Origin of the sequence: Acinetobacter pittii (genome assembly GCF_034064985.1) — a bacterium.
Classification (GTDB): domain Bacteria; phylum Pseudomonadota; class Gammaproteobacteria; order Pseudomonadales; family Moraxellaceae; genus Acinetobacter; species Acinetobacter pittii_H.
Window position 1 is genome coordinate 35341 of the sequence record NZ_CP139249.1, and the last position, 16879, is coordinate 52219.

Genomic DNA, 16879 nt, shown 5'->3' on the forward strand with positions numbered 1-16879 from the left:
TACTAAATCGTAATGAAAAAAGGCAGCTTGCGCTGCCTTTTTGAATTTAAGTTTTATCTTTTAAACTAAACAGCCAATTTAAAATAATGGCTGCAAAAGTTGCGGTACCAATACCACCTAAATTGAAATTACCGAACAATAATTCAAAGTTACCGGCACCTAAAATAATCGTGACTGAAGCAACAATTAGGTTTTTATTGTTAGAAAAATCAACTTTGTTTTCGATCCAGATTTTGGCCCCAGCAATGGTAATCAAACCAAACACGACAATAGAGGCGCCTGTTAAAACAGCACTTGGAATGGTACTAATTACCGCACCAAATTTTGGAGATAAACCTAAGAAGATTGCGAAGATACCCGCAATTACAAAAACAATGGTTGAGTACACACGAGTGACTGCCATAACTCCAATGTTTTCGCCGTAAGTGGTCATGCCCGGAGCACCGACGCTACCAGAGAGAGTGGTTGCTAAACCATCAGCAACAAATGCTTTGCCTAATTGTGGAGTCAGGTTCTCACCAGTCATTGCACCAACAGCTTTAATATGACCTAAGTTTTCTGCTACTAAAATAAGCGCAACTGGTGCAATAATTAGCATAGCCTTGGTGTCAAAAGTAGGATGTGAAAAGCTTGGAATTCCGAACCATGCGGCTTGTGAGATCTGGCTAAAATCGATTGGTTTACCTAAATCTAGTCCATTGGTGGTGATGGCATAAATTACATAGGCCAAGATCAAACCAACCAACAGAAGTAGACGCTGTAATAAACCACGTGTAAAGACTGCAATACTGCCCATACAAAGTACAGTAATTAATGCCATCCACATTTCAAATGGTTGGCCTGCAACGCCTTTAATAGTAACAGGTGCAAGGTTGAGACCAATAATCATCACAATGGCACCAGTCACTACAGGCGGCATGAGTTTTTCAATCCAGCGCGTACCTGTAAGCATCACAATAAAACCAATGATGGCATAAAAAACACCACATGCTACGATTCCACCTAAAGCTATCGATAGATTTGGATTGGCACCCGAACCCGTAATATGCCCGGTTGCAGCTGCAACCACACCAATAAAGGCAAAACTTGATCCTAAATAACTCGGAACACGACCACCTGTAATTAAAAAGAACAGGATGGTACAGATTCCAGACATTAAAATAGCAAGGTTAGGGTTAAACCCCATGAGTAAAGGTGCTAAAACAGTTGCGCCAAACATGGCAAACGCATGTTGAATACCTAAAATAGCACTTTGAACGGGTGGGAGATATTCATTGGTAGAGACCGGCCGATGGTCAACATCACCTTGGTAAGGCTGCCATTTTGGAAACCAGTTGGACATAAAATAAGCTCATTATTTTTTAATTGGTGCAATGATACTCTTTCTTGAGAATGCATTTAATCTCTAGAGAGAAGTATGTATGTGAAAAGCAATTATTTTTTAACGATCGGTATAATTTAATGGTTTCTAAATATAAGGAATTAGTTATTTTTTTATCATAAAAATTAATTTTTTGATTTTAAAAAAATATTATAAAAAATAGAAAATCGAGGAAAATTTAAGAAAAAAAGAGAACTTTGCAAGTAAAAAGCAGCACATCATGATGCACTGCTTTATAAAACAATCGGTAAAATCAGTTTAGCCTGTATTACGTAAACCAGCCGCGATACCTGCAATACTCACCATAAGTGCATGGTCAACAGGGGTATTCTCAGCCTGACGTTCAGCGAGATAATCACGACGTCGTTTCATGAGTTCGGCCTGTAAAAGATGCAAAGGTAGTAAGTATGGTTTACGAACCTGCATAGATTGATCGAGAACTTCATTATTGCTAAGAAGCTTTGATTCATCTTTTAATGCTAGCAAGGTCTCAACAGCATCTTTTAAGCGCTGACGTAATTGGTTGCCAAGAACTTTCAAATCTTCATCTTCAGTCAGATGAGACTCGTAATAGAGGGCAATGTTGGCATCGGCTTTAGACAATACCATTTCCAGCATATCAATGAGTGTTTGGAAATAAGGCCATTGTTGGAGCATTTCATCAAGTGTCGCTTTTTGCTGATCGGCAATCACTTCATTAATGGCTGCACCAGTACCTAGCCATGCAGGTAGCATCAAACGGATTTGAGTCCATGCAAATACCCATGGAATCGCACGTAACGACTCAATACCACCACTCACTTTACGTTTTGCTGGACGTGAGCCTAATGGCAACATTTGTAATTCAAGTTCAGGCGTAACCGTCCGTAAGTACTTCACAAAATGTGGATTTTCACGCACTGTCTGGCGATAAACCTTCACAGAATGATCTGTCATTCGGTTCATGATTTCACGCCACTCGGCTTTGGGCTCTGGTGGAGGTAATAAGGTCGCTTCGAGTGTTGCGGCGGTATAGATTTCAAGGTTTTGCATGGCAATCCCTTCTAAACCGAACTTGAAGCGAATCATTTCACCTTGTTCTGTGACACGGATTGCACCAGATATCGAACCCGGGGGTTGTGAAAATAGTGCCTGCTGTGTTGGAGCACCACCACGACTAATTGAGCCGCCACGGCCGTGGAACAGCGTCAACTGTACACCGTGTTTTTGAGCAATTGCAGTGAGCTCTTCTTGAGCACGATACTGCGCCCAGTTAGCTGACATGAAACCAGCATCTTTTGCAGAGTCGGAGTAACCGATCATGACTTCGTGTTTACCCTGAATGTGCTGTTTATACCAATGCATATTGAACAGCGTATTCATGGTAGTTGCAGCGCCATCTAAATCTTTTAAAGTTTCAAATAGAGGAACTACACGTAGAGGGTGCTGAATCCCTGCTTCTTTTTGCAATAACAACACCGCTAAAACATCACTTGGATATTCAGCCATCGAAATAATATAGGCACCTAAAGATTCAGGCGGTTGGTCAGCCAAAGTACGCATGGTTGCAAATACTTCTTGTACATCTGGATGACCAATCAAACTGCCTTCAGGTTCATTAATATATTTCGGTAAAAGCGGACGTTTACTTTGTAATTCCTGAATGAGGAAGTTTTGGCGCGCTTGTTCAGTCCATGACTCAAAATTACCTAAACCTAAATATTCGGTAATTGCTGAAATGGCTTGACGATGACGACCTGATTCTTGGCGAATATCAAGTTTAAGTAGTTCAATACCAAAACAGTTCACACGGTAAATAAAGTCGAGAAGTTGACCATTCGCAATTTCAGGCAGATTACTATCGATTAAAGAGCGGTAGCACAGCAATAATGGTTGTAAAAGCTCATCTTTGCTTTTAATGACATTGCTGTCGTCTGCTTCTAAGCCTTGTAAACGCTGAGCTAACCAGTGGCGGGTCGCTTTTAAACGCTCTCGTGTTGCACGTAAATATTCACGATAAGGCTCGGCATGGTGGCTACCAATTGCCTGAATCATTTCTTCAGAACACGTCTGGATTGAAAGTTCCCAACGTAAGTTTTCGATATCTCTTAGGTAGAGGTCAGCAGCTTGCCAGCGTGATAACCACAGCACTTCTTGGGTAATTTGATGGGTAACATTTGGGTTGCCATCACGGTCTCCACCCATCCAAGATGCAAAACGTACCGGTGCAATGTTCAGTGGTAAATTGAGTTGGCAATTTTCTTGAACCAACTCATTTAACTCGCGAATGAATTTAGGTACAGCATTCCAAAGTGTTTGCTCAATTGTGGCAAAACCCCATTTTGCTTCATCGACTGGAGTAGGGCGATGCTGCCGGATTTCATCCGTTTGCCATGCCGAACTAATTTGTTGCTTTAAGTTCGCAAGTGCATTTTGACGTTCGCGTGGCGTCAGTTTTTGCTGATCAAGCTGCGATAGACAAGCATTAATATCATCATATTTTTGGATCAGAGTACGACGGCTCACTTCTGTTGGATGCGCCGTAAGTACCAATTCAATCTTAAGATCACAAATTTGCTGGAACAGTTTTTCCGTCGAAATACTTTTATCTTTAAATTTTTGAAATAAGTGAACAAGCGGGTTCGGTGAGTTTGCATCCGAATCAAACTCTGCCTGTCTGCGACTACGCACCACATGATATTGCTCAGCAATATTGGCAAAATTTAAGAAATGAGAAAACGCGCGGGTAAGAGGAAGTAACTCTTCATCGGGCAGTTCTAAAAATAATTGTTCTAGTTGCTTTTCGGCTTCAGCTTGACCATCACGTGCACCTTTGGCAAGAGCACGGATTTGCTCGATCTGATTAAACAGTTCTTGTCCTGCATGTTGTTTTAGGGTTTCACCTAACAAGTTGCCAAGTAAGCGGACATCCTCACGCAGTGGCGCATCGATTTGCTGAACCATGCTATTTTTCTCCTGTTCTTATTCTTATCGAATATAGCGCGATTAGCGAACATTCCAAGCTTTGAGCGTAAGAAAATGTGAATTTTTGCTTAAAAAATAACATTTAATTCGCATGTTGAGGCTGAAAAGATGACATGCACTCAGCACAACTTTTGACAATCGGACTTTGGTTTAATTCTGGTATTTGAGCAAGAATAAATGAATTGCATCTTGAATAATTTGTTCAAGCTCGTGCGTATTGGGTACAGTAATGATCCTAAGTAAAACCTTCTGGTGACGTACACCAAGCAATAAGGACAAAAGAAGTTCGGTTTGATAGGTTGGGTCATCGGTTTGAATAAAACCTAATTGAGCTGCTTTTTGCAAAAACTCGGTTAACTGATTTTGCAGTCGAGTATGTGATGCATCAAAAAACTGTTCAGCTAAAGGGCTTTGTTCTGCTGCAAGTTCAAATAAAACATGTTCAAGTTTAAGTGCCTCAGGTGAGTAAATAATTTGCAAGGCGCGTGAACACACAATAAAGAGTGCTTGATAAAAATCTGCCGATGCATCTAATTCGAATTGTTTAGTACACAGTGTCTCTTCACAGGTTTCTGTAATCGCACAGATAAATAAGTTGGCTTTGTCTTGAAAGTGATTATAGACCGTTAGTTTAGTTACACCTGCTTCCTGTGCAATCTGGTTCATGCTGGTACCGTGATAGCCAGATTTCAAAAATATAGCTTTAGCGGCTTGTAAGATACGAGCACGTTTTTCTAGATCTTTTGGGCGACCACTTTGATTAATTGTTTGCACAAAACCCTCTAAATAATAATTTTAAAAAATAAACACTTATACATTTTTCTTTAATTAATGTACCCGTGAGTATATTAATTAAAAAATAAACGAACTATGATGCAAGCATATTGTGCCTTAAAAAATCAGTTTGAATAAGAGCGATAAGATATGAATGTGTTAAAACCTCTCATCATGAGTATGGTGATTGTTTGTATGGTCACATTAATGGGGTGTAGTAAAGAAACTCCAAAAACAGAAGAAATACCCTATGTGATGGTGGCACAGCCCTTAACCACACTCAATGAACAAAAAAGCTATGCAGGGGATGTGCAGGCTAGACAACAAACGGCTTTAGCATTTCGGGTAGGTGGACAAGTTACGGCTCGTTATGTGGATGTAGGCGACCGGGTTAAAGTAGGACAAGTATTAGCAAAGCTCGATGTAGCAGATGCTCAGCTACAATTAAATGCTGCTAAAGCTCAGCTAGACAATGCACAGGCTTCAGCAAAAACGGCAGCAGATGAACTTAAACGTTTTCAGCAATTACTCCCGATTAATGCTGTAAGCCGTTCGCAATATGACACTGTAAAAAATCAATACGACGCGGCACAAGCGGCACTACAGCAAGCTCGTTCTAACTATGAGGTTTCTGCCAACCAGACAGGTTATAACCAACTCGTTTCTAACAAAAATGGTGTTATTACTGCGCGGAACATAGAAATTGGACAAGTAGTGGCAGCAGGACAAGCTGCTTATCAACTGGCAATTGATGGAGAGCGTGAAGTTGTCATTGGTGTACCAGAACAAGCGGTTAGCGAGATTAAAGTTGGCCAATCTGCTTGGATTACCTTGTGGTCTAAACCGAATGAAAAATTTGCCGGATATGTTCGCGAAGTTTCTCCCGCAGCGGACCAGTCCCGTACTTTTACAGTTAAGGTAGCACTCAAAGAAGGCCAGTCTGCTATTCAGCTTGGACAAAGTGCACGCGTATTTTTTAGTTCGACTCAAACCAACGTGATGAGCGTTCCACTTTCGAGTGTTTCAGCAACAGATAACCAGCCTTATGTGTGGGTAGTTAATGCAAATCAAACTTTACGTAAAGTACCTGTAACGATTGGTGCATATGGCAAAGATAGCGTACCTATTTTATCTGGTTTAGCTCCAAATGATTGGGTTGTGATTGGCGGCGTACATTTGCTACGTGATAAACAGAAGATTCACCCGATTGACCGTGAAAACCGTGCGGTGAAAATTCAGGGAGTGAAACAGCCATGAAATTCAATCTCTCGGAATGGGCATTAAAAAATAAAGGTCTCGTCCTTTATTTTATGCTCTTGCTTGGCATTATCGGCGCGATCTCTTATTCAAAACTCTCACAAAGTGAAGACCCACCATTTACCTTTAAAGTCATGGTTGTACAAACCTACTGGCCGGGGGCAACTGCGAAAGAAGTTTCAACGCTGGTGACTGATCGTATCGAAAAGGAACTCATGACAACAGGGCAGTATGACAAGATTATGGCTTACTCCCGTCCGGGTGAGTCAATGGTCACTTTTGTTGCCAAGGATTCACTGACTTCTGACAAGATTCCTGATGTTTGGTACAACGTTCGTAAGAAGGTTAATGATATTCGCCATGAACTACCAAATGGTGTACAAGGTCCATTTTTCAATGACGAATTTGGAGACACTTTCGGTAATATTTATGTACTAACAGGCAAAGACTTTGACTATGCGCTTTTAAAAGAATATGCAGATCGTTTGCAATTACAGCTTCAAAGAGTCAAGGATGTGAGTAAGGTCGAATTGATTGGCCTACAAGATCAAAAAATCTGGATTGAGATTTCTAACACTAAAGCGGTACAGCTTGGAATTCCGGTTACAGCAATTCAAGAAGCCTTACAAAAGCAAAATAGTATGGCAAGTGCTGGCTTTTTTGAAACGGGCACAGATCGTATTCAAATTAGAGTAAGCGGTCATTTACAAGACATTGAGGAAATTAAAAAAACACCTTTGTTGGTCGGCGATAAAACCATTCAACTGGGGGACGTTGCGGATGTCTATCGTGGTTTTAGCCAACCTGCTCAACCACGTATGCGTTTTATGGGTGAAAACGGTATTGGTATTGCCCTATCCATGCGTAAGGGCGGTGACATTATTGCCTTAGGTAAAAATCTGGAAACAGAGTTTGCCCAACTGCAAAAAACTTTGCCTTTAGGTATGAAACTGCAAAAAGTTTCCGACCAACCTGTAGCCGTACAACGTAGTATTCATGAGTTTGTGAAGGTACTTGCTGAAGCAGTAATTATTGTCTTGTTAGTGAGTTTTTTCTCTTTAGGTTTCCGTACGGGATTGGTTGTTGCTTTTTCTATTCCTTTAGTTTTAGCAATGACCTTTGCGGGTATGAGTCTATTCGATGTCGGACTGCATAAGATTTCACTGGGTGCCTTAATTCTGGCGCTAGGTCTGTTAGTCGATGATGCCATTATTGCGGTTGAGATGATGGCTATTAAGATGGAGCAGGGCTATAGCCGAATTAAAGCCGCCGGATTTGCGTGGAAAACCACAGCATTTCCAATGTTAACCGGAACACTAATTACTGCGGCTGGTTTCTTACCGATCGCTACGGCTCAGTCTGGTACAGGTGAATACACTCGCTCTATCTTTCAGGTGGTAACAATTGCCTTATTGGTCTCTTGGGTGGCAGCGGTTTTATTTGTGCCTTATTTAGGTGAAAAGCTATTACCCGATTTTACCAAAACAGGCCATCAGGCACCTTGGTATGTTCGCTTATGGGCAAGATTAACTAAAAAGCCGCAACCGCAAACTGTGGCCATTTCTCAGGACCATCACTACGATCCTTATCAATCTAGTTTCTATTTACGTTTTAGAAAGATGGTCGAGTTTTGTGTGACCTACCGTAAAACTGTAATTGCGACTACGGTGGGTATTTTTGTGCTATCTGTGCTGATGTTTAAACTGGTACCTCAGCAGTTTTTCCCACCTTCAAACCGTGCCGAGATTTTAGTTGATTTAAAACTTGAAGAAGGAGCCTCTTTAACAGCAACAGAACAAGCTGTGAAAAAGGTTGAAAACTTTCTGTCTAAACAAAAAGGGATTGATAACTATGTGGCCTATGTGGGTACAGGTTCACCACGTTTTTATTTACCGTTAGATCAGCAATTACCGCAAGCCAGCTTTGCACAGTTTGTTGTACTCGCATCATCACTGGATGATCGTGATGACATTCGTCGTTCGTTAGAAACACAAATTAAGCAGTTACTCCCACAAGTTCGTACTCGTGTGTCATTACTCGAAAATGGCCCACCTGTGGGTTATCCATTGCAATATCGTGTGTCAGGTGAAGATTTAAATTTGGTACGTAAAGAAGCGCAACAAGTCGCTAAAGTAATGAGTGAAAACTCGAATACCACCAATGTGCATTTAGATTGGGGCGAGCCAAGTAAGATCATTTCTATTCAAATTGACCAAGACCGTGCTCGACAAATGGGTGTCTCTAGTCTGGATTTAGCAAACTTTATTAATGCATCAATTACAGGTAGTGCGATTGAGCAATATCGTGAAAAGCGTGAACTCATTGAAATCCGTTTACGCGGAGACCAAGCAGAGCGAGTTGAAGTGGCTTCATTGGCAAGCTTAGCTGTACCAACGAACAATGGGACCACTGTACCTTTAGCTCAAATTGCGAAGATTGAGTATAAGTTTGAAGATGGTTTAATTTGGCATCGTAATCGCTTGCCGACGATTACTGTTCGCGCAGATATTCGTACCAATTTGCAGCCTGCTACCGTTGTAGGTGAGTTAGCTGAATCAATGGATAAGTTACGTGCTGAATTACCAAGTGGTTACCTCATTGAAGTGGGTGGAACCGTAGAAGAGTCTGCACGCGGGCAAAATTCTGTGAATGCTGGTATGCCACTCTTTTTGGCAGTGGTCATGACATTATTGATGATTCAGCTCAAAAGCTTATCTCGCGCGACCATCGTGTTGTTAACAGCTCCACTGGGTTTAATTGGTGTTGTTTTATTCTTACTGTTATTTAACAAACCATTTGGCTTTGTGGCCATGTTAGGCACAATTGCGCTCTCTGGCATGATCATGCGTAACTCGCTTATTTTGATTGATCAAATTGAGCAGGACCGACAAGCGGGACATCCAACTTGGGAAGCAATTATTGAAGCGACAGTGCGTCGATTCCGTCCAATTATTTTGACTGCTTTAGCCGCTGTTCTGGCCATGATTCCACTTTCTCGAAGTATTTTCTTTGGTCCGATGGCAGTTGCGATCATGGGTGGATTGATTGTTGCCACCTTACTGACATTATTTTTCCTACCTGCACTCTACGCAGCGTGGTTTAAGGTGAAAAAAACCGCATAAAATACATAAATTTTTTGTGAATAAAGGTGCGAAATATTGAAAACTCCAATATAGTAGCACCTGTCTTTACACAAGAAATACAGGATTATTTCGCTGCATAAAAAATAGGCAAAATGCAGTGAATTGAGGTGAAATACAGATGGGGCAAGACCATATCGAACAGCATCGCCGTTATATAGTAATTTCTTATGCGTTTATGTTTCTTGCATTGTTTACGGTTATTTTTGCGGCCTTTGCTTATTTGGTCGCTCGTAAAGTGGCAGTTGTAGATAATGCAGAAGTTTGGATTCATGCGCATGCGCTATGGATTATGCGCAATGCGATTCTATTTCTATTTATGGCAATTTTTGCTGTTGTCTGGTTTATTCCGCTCTTCTTCTTTGCATGGGATAGTAATCTTTGGGTCACAGCCTCTACGGTTGCTGGCGTAGTTTTTAGCGCTATTGCGTGGTTATTTCTATTAAATGCATGGTTAAAAGGCTTGTCTAAATATTTAAAAAATAAGGCAGTTTTTTAATATATCTATTTTTTAAACATTTCCCCCTTGTAAATTCGGCTAAAGCCCCCCATTTAGTCGGCAATAGAGTATTGATAAAATTCCGTGAGGAGCACCGCCAAAAATGGCTAAACGTGATTATTATGAGGTTTTAGGCGTTTCAAAAACCGCAAGTGATGATGAGATCAAAAAAGCCTACCGTAAATTGGCGATGAAATATCATCCTGATAGAAACCCTGACAATGCCGAAGCTGAAGAGAAATTTAAAGAAGCTGCTGAAGCTTATGAAGTTTTATCGGACAGTGAAAAGCGTAGCATGTACGATCGCATGGGGCATAATGCGTTCGAAGGCGGCTTTGGCGGCGGCGGTGGTGGCTTCGGCGGATTTAGCGCAGAAGATATTTTTAGCCAGTTCGGTGATATCTTCGGTGGTGCATTCGGTGGTGGTGGACGTCAACAGCGTCAACGTCGCGGATCAGATCTACGCTATGTAATGGAACTTACCCTTGAAGAAGCTGTAAAAGGGGTGAAAAAAACCATTACCTTTACTGCTCCTGCACCATGTGATGTGTGTGATGGTAAAGGTTCTAAAAATCCAAAAGATGTTGAAACCTGTAAAACTTGTCATGGTTCAGGACAAGTTCGTATGCAGCAAGGTTTCTTCTCTGTACAACAAACATGTGGTACTTGTCGTGGCCAAGGTAAAATTATTAAAAACCCTTGTCAGGCATGCCATGGTTCAGGTGTCGCTGATCGCCAGCAAACGTTGGAAGTTACAATTCCAGCGGGTGTAGATAATGGTGACCGCGTTCGTTTGAGTGGTAAAGGCGAAGCAATTCGTGATGGCCAATCAGGTGACTTGTACGTTGAAGTTGTAGTTCGTGAACACGAAATCTTCCAACGTGATGGCGCAGATCTTTATATGGATGTACCAGTAAGCATTGCTGATGCTGCACTTGGTAAAGAAATTGAAATTCCAACTTTGGAAGGCCGTGTTAGTCTGAAAATTCCTGAGGGAACGCAAACAGGTAAATTATTCCGTTTACGTGGCAAAGGCGTTCGTCCAGTACGTAGCAGCATGGTCGGTGATTTACTCTGCCGTATTGTGGTAGAAACACCAGTCAACTTAAATTCTCGCCAACGTGAATTACTTAAAGAGTTGCAAGCTTCTTTTGATGGCGAAGACAGTGCTTCTTCACCAAAGAAAAAATCATTCTTTGATCGTTTGTTCGATTAATGCTTGATTAGACAAGAAATTAAAAAGAAGGCGGATATTGATAAACTATCCGCCTTTTTATTGCGCTGATTCATCTTATTATTTTTATTCTGCTTAAAAGAAAATTACCTCTGCTTACTCTGTAGGGTGAGCAACATCAATGTCGTCAACACTTACAGTAGGCTCGCTAGAAGCAAAAGTCGGAGCACTTTCGATCACTGGTGCGGCTACTGCTTCTGCCTGTACAGCTACTTTTGGTGCCTCTGCTGTAGTTTCACCAATAATAGGGTCAATATCTTCAACTTTGACGTCGATATTGGCATCGGTTGCTACGCTCGTTTGAGCTGTAGGCGTTGCTGTTTGAGTGCTTACATTAGTTGTAATACGTGCTTTAGATAAGCTTTCTAATGTGTCTCCTGGCTGGATTGCAGGCTCTGCAAATGCCACTGAACTCATAATCCCCATCATTACTGTAAAACTAATAATTCTCGAATGCATGCTGAACTCCTTATAGTCATCTTTTTCTCATTCGTGGCTCCGTAGTCTGCCGATCAATTCTTTAACTTTTGTGAAAACAGATTAAAATTCGTCCTAACTCAAAAAATAATTTTTACTTTTTAAGATGAGCAAAGAGTTTTGATATAGTAGGTAAATTACGTAAAACCGAAGATTGGGAAGATTATGTCAGCAGCTCCACGCATTGGTATTTTAGGTGCAGGCGGTCGTATGGGCCGTACGCTTATTCAAGCAGTTCAACAGGCAGGCTATCAATTAGCTGCTGCGGTAGAGCGTCCGGAAAGTAGTTTGGTGGGCACTGATGCAGGTGAGCTTGCTGGTATTGGTTCAGTGGGTGTGAAGGTTTCAGGAAACTTGGCAGAAGTTCTTAAAGACTGCGATGTAATCATTGATTTTACTGCACCAGTTGCAACGGCTCAGCATTTAAAGCTTTGCCGTGAAGCTGGGGTTGCCATGGTTATTGGTACAACAGGTATGTCAGATGAGCAAAAAGCTGAGTTAGACGAAGTTGCTACGCATACCCCAGTGGTTTACGCTGCGAACTATTCAGTGGGCGTAAATGTATCAATCAAGTTACTTGAGCTTGCAGCAAAAGTATTTGGCGATACAGTAGATATTGAAGTGATTGAAGCTCACCACCGTCATAAAGTAGATGCGCCGTCAGGTACAGCATTAATGATGGGCGAAGCAATTGCAGATACTTTAGGTCGTAACTTAAAAGAAGTTGCTGTGTATGGCCGTGAAGGGCATACAGGCCCACGTGACCGTCAAACGATTGGCTTTGAAACCATTCGTGGTGGTGACATCGTTGGCGAACACACTGTGATGTTTATTGGTGAAGGTGAGCGCGTTGAAGTGACTCATAAAGCAACTAACCGCATGAACTTTGCTGCTGGTGCAGTGCGAGCTGCTGCATGGGTTGTAGGCCGTGAAGCGCGTAAATATGACATGAAAGATGTTTTAGGATTGAACGACGTACAGGTTTAAAACCCTGACCGTATTCCATGTGTAGCGAGAAAAACAAGATAGAGCAGAACATGAATAAAAAACAAATTGCCTTGACCACTCTTCTTTGCTTAAGCAGCCTCTGGACGGGGGCTGCTTCTACAGAAAAAGCTAAACTCAGCTTAGACCGCAATAATATTAAAGTCTGGACCTATCAAAAAACTGATAATCCAGTCTTTCAATATAAAGCAGAAACCACATTTGATGTGCCACTTGAACGCGCTGTCGCTGTGATTTTAGATGTAAATCGTGCTGACCAGTGGGTGCCTTATATGGGCAAAGTTGAAATGTTGTCTCAAGATGAGAAAAAAGGTGAGTTCACACTGTATATGGTGTTGGATTTTCCGTTTCCTTTGAAAGATCGTGATGTCGTTGTAAAAGGAAAAATGAGCAAGGCTGCAAATGGCGTTGTGACAATTAAAAATACTGCAATTAGTGGAAATTATCCGTTACAACCTGATGTAGTGCGCTTAACACGCTATGAAGGGGATTGGACATTCCAGAAAGTTGCAAATAATAAGGTGAAAGTAACCACCAGTGGTTACGCTGACCCTGCTGGTGCAATTCCGTTGAGCTTTGTAAATATGTTTGTTCAACAGCAACCTTATCAGATGCTGCTTAAAATGAAGCGGGAAGTGACCAGTCCGATTTATGAACACCCTAAATTACCAGATATTTTAAAATAAATAGCTTAAAAAAAGCGCCTGAGATCAGGCGCTTTTTTTATTAATCTGAACACTGCTGTAAAGCTTGTGCAGGGCTACTTTCACGTTTGATTTGAAATAAAACCAATAATAAACCTAAGCCAGCTAGTAATGCTCCAGCAAATGATACTGCGCTATAACCCCAACCTAAATCGAGTACTAACGCGCCTGTTGCTGCACCTACGGCATTACCTAAGTTAAACGCACCAATATTCACTGAAGAGGCAAGTCCTGGTGCTTCATGAGCGACTGACATTACACGCATTTGCAAAGGTGGTACTAAAGCAAAGGTTGCTGCACCCCAGATCAATAATGCAATGGCTGCTCCAATCTGGCTTTGTGCAAGAATTGGGAAAGTCACCATCATCACAATCAAGAGGACCAAGAAACCAATCAGAGTTTTGTTGATAGACAAATCTGCAAAACGTCCACCCAAATGGTTACCAATTGAGAAACCTACACCAATCAGCACTAACATGAACGTAATGAAAGTCGGTGAAGCATGGGTAAACTCAGTCAAACTTGGCGCAATATAGGTATAGAGCGTAAACATTGCACCTGCACCGAGTACGGTGGTGAGTAGCGCAAGGACCACAGGAGTACGCGTTAATACCTTTAATTCAGCTTTCACATTTGGTTTTTGGGCAACCATACCTTGTGGGAGCGCTTTCCATAAAGCGAGCATGGTAATCACCCCAAGCAAAGAAATCGCAAGGAAAGACATACGCCAGCCAATGTTCTGCCCAACCCATGTTGCTAACGGTACACCACCAATATTGGCAATGGTTAAACCCATAAACATAGTTGCTACAGCACTGGCCTGTTTATGTGCGGGTACAATGCTCGCCGCTACAACAGAGCCAATCCCGAAGAAGGCACCGTGGTTTAAGCTTGTGATAAGACGTGCACCTAATAAGCTCATATAACTTGGTGAAAACGCTGCGATTAGGTTACCGACCGTAAAGATCGCCATCAGCAAAATAAGCGCATTACGTCGTGCAAAACCACCGAACCATAGGGTCATGAATGGGGCACCTAGCATGACGCCAAGTGCATAACCTGTAATTAACATTCCGGCCGTTGGAATTGAAATCCCTAAATCATTAGCGATATTCGGCAACAATCCCATTGGTGAGAATTCAGTGGTGCCAATGGCAAAGGCACCAATTGCCAATGCCAATAACGAGAACGCCGTATTTGATTGAGTGTTCATGAGTTTAGTCCCAAGCTGGTGCCCATGGCTCTGGGCTAACTTCACGACTGTTACGGTCGAGCTCAGCAATCATTTGCATTTCAGCTGAAGTTAACTCGATATCCTGTGCTTTTAAGTTGCTAATCAGGTTTTCACGTTTAGTCGAAGATGGAATAACTGCAAAACCACGTTGCAATGCCCATGCAAGTGCAATTTGTGCTGTCGTTGCTTTATGAGCTGCTGCAATTTCAGTTAAAACTGGGTCTTGAAGCACTTTACCGTATGCAAGTGTCATATATGAAGTGACATCAATATTCTTCTCTTGTAAGAAATTTACAAGTTTATGGTTTTGAAGATAAGGGCTTAACTCAATCTGGTTAGTTGCAATATTTTCAGCACCAATTGTATCAATCGCTTGTTGAGTAAGCTCAATATTGAAGTTTGAAATACCAATTTGTTTAGTAAGACCTTGTTCTTTGGCTTCAAGTAAAAGCTTCATGATTTCAGGAATCGAAACGCTTAAGTCCGGTGCTGGCCAATGAATTAAAGTGAGGTCAACATGGTCAGTACGAAGCTTTTCTAAGCTCTCTTTTAAGCTCGGAGTAAACTTATCTTGAGCAAAATTATCTACCCAGATTTTTGTAGTTAAAAATAAGTCCTGACGTGATACACCGCTTTCGGCAATTGCTTGACCAATCGCAGCTTCATTATCATAAATTTGAGCAGTATCAATTACACGGTAACCTACGTCTAAAGCAGTTTTCACAGAATCAATGACTGCTTGTTCTTTAAGACGGAAAGTACCTAGACCAAAACGTGGAATATTCATGTGTTCACCTAAATTTGAATAATCATTTAACATGAGATGCATTTTGCTTTTTTTATTGTTGCGAAAAAATACATGAATAAGCAAAATATCTTTGATCATTAGTCAATAATGGAATAAGACATGAAATCAACAATTGAAGAGCTGGTCGCGTTTATCGCAATCGTTGATACGGGCTCTTTTGTTGCGGCGGCAGAACATTTAAAACAAACGCCTTCAGGAGTTAGTCGATCTTTAACACGCTTGGAAGCGAAGTTAGATGTGACTTTGTTAGAACGAACGACACGAAAATTAAAACTCACACAAGAAGGGCAGCAGTTTCTGGTAAAGGCCCGTAAAATCTTAAATGAGCTAAATGCTGCTGAAGAAGAACTACAAAGATCTGATCAAGATACTTCAGGTCTTATACGAATTGATTCGGCCACACCTTTTGTTTTACATGTTGTTGCTCCATTAATGCATGCTTTTCGCAAGCAATATCCCCATATTGAAATTGAGTTAAATAGTAATGATCAAATTATTGATTTACTACAACATAAAACCGATGTCGCATTTCGATTTGGTGAACTTAATGATTCCAGTATGCATGCCAAATTAGTGTGCAAAAGTCGCCTGTATATGGTCGCTAGCCCTGAATATTTAAACCAGACTAATTATCCTCAGCAGCCACAAGAATTAAACGAACATGAACTGATAGGCTTTACCAAGCCAGCTCACTTAAACACTTGGCCGCTTAAGATAGGCAATGAATATTTTGTAGCTCAACCCCATATTAAAGCTTCAAATGGTGAAACTGTCCGACAGCTTGCACTACGTGGACACGGCATTACATGCTTATCAGAATTTATGGTTTGGAAAGATATTGAAGAAGGGCGATTGATTGCTTTATTTGAGGACCAAATTGAACATCAATACCAAAGCATCCATGCTGTGTATTATCAACAAGAGCATCTACCAAAACGAATTCGTTTATTTATTGAGTTTTTGGCAGAACAGTTAAAAGACGGTTTTAAAAACGCTCTCTAAAAGTAGTGTAACTGTCAGTTGGAAAATGAACTTCTAAAAGTGGAGTCGTTTGTCCTTGGGATAAATGTTGAGACAGAAAATAGCTTTTTTGATGTTCTCGGCAGCTAAAATATAATTTGGAATAAACCGAGTTCACCATGACAACTTCATTTGAGCTATTCCGTTTATATTGATAATGAGAAATCGTACTGGTCTCGTCATCAGTGCGTTGCTGCATTTTATAGTCTTGTTGATTTGTCATTTTTAAATAACCTTCGATCAGACTTTGGCAAACAGTATGTCTGTACTGCTCATCTTTTGGTTGTTGTTGGCAACCAGCTAAAACAATAGTAAATAAAAATATAGCTTTTAATTTCATGACTTTGCTACTTTCTAAGTTGATTTCTATAGCCTAAAGGTG

At 41.1% G+C, this 16879-nt stretch carries 14 protein-coding genes; 7 read left to right on the forward strand and 7 right to left on the reverse strand.

The window, feature by feature from the left end:
- Nucleotides 1–46: 46 nt before the first annotated feature.
- The 3 genes from ycdG to SOI76_RS00160 form a co-directional block, all read right to left on the reverse strand.
- Nucleotides 47–1342 carry a solute carrier family 23 protein gene (ycdG, locus tag SOI76_RS00150; RefSeq protein ID WP_104079973.1) on the reverse strand — a complete coding sequence of 432 codons (1296 nt, stop codon included), beginning with the start codon at nucleotides 1340–1342 and terminating at the stop codon, nucleotides 47–49.
- Between the two features lie 297 nt (nucleotides 1343–1639).
- Nucleotides 1640–4324 (reverse strand): phosphoenolpyruvate carboxylase, encoded by a 2685-nt coding sequence (gene ppc / locus SOI76_RS00155; protein ID WP_104079974.1) that lies wholly within the window; start codon nucleotides 4322–4324, stop codon nucleotides 1640–1642.
- 171 nt (nucleotides 4325–4495) lie between these two features.
- Complete coding sequence (locus tag SOI76_RS00160) at nucleotides 4496–5119, reverse strand: TetR/AcrR family transcriptional regulator (protein WP_104079975.1); 624 nt, start codon at nucleotides 5117–5119, stop codon at nucleotides 4496–4498.
- Nucleotides 5120–5269: 150 nt separating this feature from the next.
- Here SOI76_RS00160 and SOI76_RS00165 point away from each other — a divergent pair, with 150 nt between their 5' ends.
- From SOI76_RS00165 to dnaJ, 4 genes are all read left to right on the forward strand, one after another.
- Nucleotides 5270–6376 (forward strand): efflux RND transporter periplasmic adaptor subunit, encoded by a 1107-nt coding sequence (locus SOI76_RS00165; RefSeq protein WP_104079976.1) that lies wholly within the window; start codon nucleotides 5270–5272, stop codon nucleotides 6374–6376.
- Complete coding sequence (locus tag SOI76_RS00170) at nucleotides 6373–9498, forward strand: efflux RND transporter permease subunit (RefSeq protein ID WP_104079977.1); 3126 nt, start codon at nucleotides 6373–6375, stop codon at nucleotides 9496–9498. The genes SOI76_RS00165 and SOI76_RS00170 overlap by 4 nt, the downstream gene beginning before the upstream one ends.
- Nucleotides 9499–9637: 139 nt before the next feature.
- Nucleotides 9638–10015 (forward strand): membrane protein, encoded by a 378-nt coding sequence (locus SOI76_RS00175; protein ID WP_002119294.1) that lies wholly within the window; start codon nucleotides 9638–9640, stop codon nucleotides 10013–10015.
- A 103-nt stretch (nucleotides 10016–10118) separates the two neighbouring features.
- Nucleotides 10119–11231, forward strand: coding sequence for a molecular chaperone DnaJ (dnaJ, locus tag SOI76_RS00180; protein WP_002119101.1), 1113 nt, complete (start codon nucleotides 10119–10121; stop codon nucleotides 11229–11231).
- 114 nt (nucleotides 11232–11345) lie between these two features.
- Here the strand turns inward: dnaJ and SOI76_RS00185 are convergent, their stop codons facing one another.
- A complete protein-coding gene (locus tag SOI76_RS00185) occupies nucleotides 11346–11708 on the reverse strand; it encodes a hypothetical protein (RefSeq protein ID WP_032054586.1) in 363 nt (120 codons plus the stop codon).
- Nucleotides 11709–11891: 183 nt separating this feature from the next.
- Between SOI76_RS00185 and dapB the strand changes: the two genes are divergently transcribed.
- Together dapB and SOI76_RS00195 are read left to right on the forward strand one after the other, a co-directional pair.
- On the forward strand, nucleotides 11892–12713 hold the full coding sequence (dapB, locus tag SOI76_RS00190) for a 4-hydroxy-tetrahydrodipicolinate reductase (RefSeq protein WP_002119175.1): 822 nt from the start codon (nucleotides 11892–11894) through the stop codon (nucleotides 12711–12713).
- A 50-nt stretch (nucleotides 12714–12763) separates the two neighbouring features.
- A complete protein-coding gene (locus SOI76_RS00195; protein WP_104079978.1) occupies nucleotides 12764–13417 on the forward strand; it encodes an START domain-containing protein in 654 nt (217 codons plus the stop codon).
- 40 nt (nucleotides 13418–13457) lie between these two features.
- Here the strand turns inward: SOI76_RS00195 and SOI76_RS00200 are convergent, their stop codons facing one another.
- On the reverse strand, nucleotides 13458–14648 hold the full coding sequence (locus tag SOI76_RS00200; RefSeq protein ID WP_104079979.1) for an MFS transporter: 1191 nt from the start codon (nucleotides 14646–14648) through the stop codon (nucleotides 13458–13460).
- A 4-nt stretch (nucleotides 14649–14652) separates the two neighbouring features.
- On the reverse strand, nucleotides 14653–15456 hold the full coding sequence (dkgB, locus tag SOI76_RS00205) for a 2,5-didehydrogluconate reductase DkgB (protein ID WP_104080069.1): 804 nt from the start codon (nucleotides 15454–15456) through the stop codon (nucleotides 14653–14655).
- A gap of 120 nt (nucleotides 15457–15576) precedes the next feature.
- Between dkgB and SOI76_RS00210 the strand changes: the two genes are divergently transcribed.
- Complete coding sequence (locus tag SOI76_RS00210) at nucleotides 15577–16479, forward strand: LysR family transcriptional regulator (protein WP_104079980.1); 903 nt, start codon at nucleotides 15577–15579, stop codon at nucleotides 16477–16479.
- On the opposite strand, the gene SOI76_RS00215 is transcribed toward SOI76_RS00210, so the two are convergent.
- Nucleotides 16463–16837, reverse strand: a complete 375-nt coding sequence (locus SOI76_RS00215) for a hypothetical protein (protein ID WP_104079981.1) — start codon at nucleotides 16835–16837, stop codon at nucleotides 16463–16465. The two genes, SOI76_RS00210 and SOI76_RS00215, sit on opposite strands and share 17 nt — an antisense overlap.
- Nucleotides 16838–16879 lie beyond the last annotated feature (42 nt).

What these genes read in the sequence shown, in the direction of transcription:
- ppc (WP_104079974.1), bottom strand. Translation starts at nt 4,324, where the DNA reads ATGGTTCAGCAAATCGATGCGCCACTGCGTGAGGATGTCCGCTTACTT.
- SOI76_RS00165 (WP_104079976.1), top strand. Translation starts at nt 5,270, where the DNA reads ATGAATGTGTTAAAACCTCTCATCATGAGTATGGTGATTGTTTGTATG.
- SOI76_RS00215 (WP_104079981.1), bottom strand. Translation starts at nt 16,837, where the DNA reads ATGAAATTAAAAGCTATATTTTTATTTACTATTGTTTTAGCTGGTTGC.
- dnaJ (WP_002119101.1), top strand. Translation starts at nt 10,119, where the DNA reads ATGGCTAAACGTGATTATTATGAGGTTTTAGGCGTTTCAAAAACCGCA.
- SOI76_RS00210 (WP_104079980.1), top strand. Translation starts at nt 15,577, where the DNA reads ATGAAATCAACAATTGAAGAGCTGGTCGCGTTTATCGCAATCGTTGAT.
- SOI76_RS00200 (WP_104079979.1), bottom strand. Translation starts at nt 14,648, where the DNA reads ATGAACACTCAATCAAATACGGCGTTCTCGTTATTGGCATTGGCAATT.
- SOI76_RS00185 (WP_032054586.1), bottom strand. Translation starts at nt 11,708, where the DNA reads ATGCATTCGAGAATTATTAGTTTTACAGTAATGATGGGGATTATGAGT.
- ycdG (WP_104079973.1), bottom strand. Translation starts at nt 1,342, where the DNA reads ATGTCCAACTGGTTTCCAAAATGGCAGCCTTACCAAGGTGATGTTGAC.
- dkgB (WP_104080069.1), bottom strand. Translation starts at nt 15,456, where the DNA reads ATGAATATTCCACGTTTTGGTCTAGGTACTTTCCGTCTTAAAGAACAA.
- dapB (WP_002119175.1), top strand. Translation starts at nt 11,892, where the DNA reads ATGTCAGCAGCTCCACGCATTGGTATTTTAGGTGCAGGCGGTCGTATG.
- SOI76_RS00175 (WP_002119294.1), top strand. Translation starts at nt 9,638, where the DNA reads ATGGGGCAAGACCATATCGAACAGCATCGCCGTTATATAGTAATTTCT.
- SOI76_RS00170 (WP_104079977.1), top strand. Translation starts at nt 6,373, where the DNA reads ATGAAATTCAATCTCTCGGAATGGGCATTAAAAAATAAAGGTCTCGTC.
- SOI76_RS00195 (WP_104079978.1), top strand. Translation starts at nt 12,764, where the DNA reads ATGAATAAAAAACAAATTGCCTTGACCACTCTTCTTTGCTTAAGCAGC.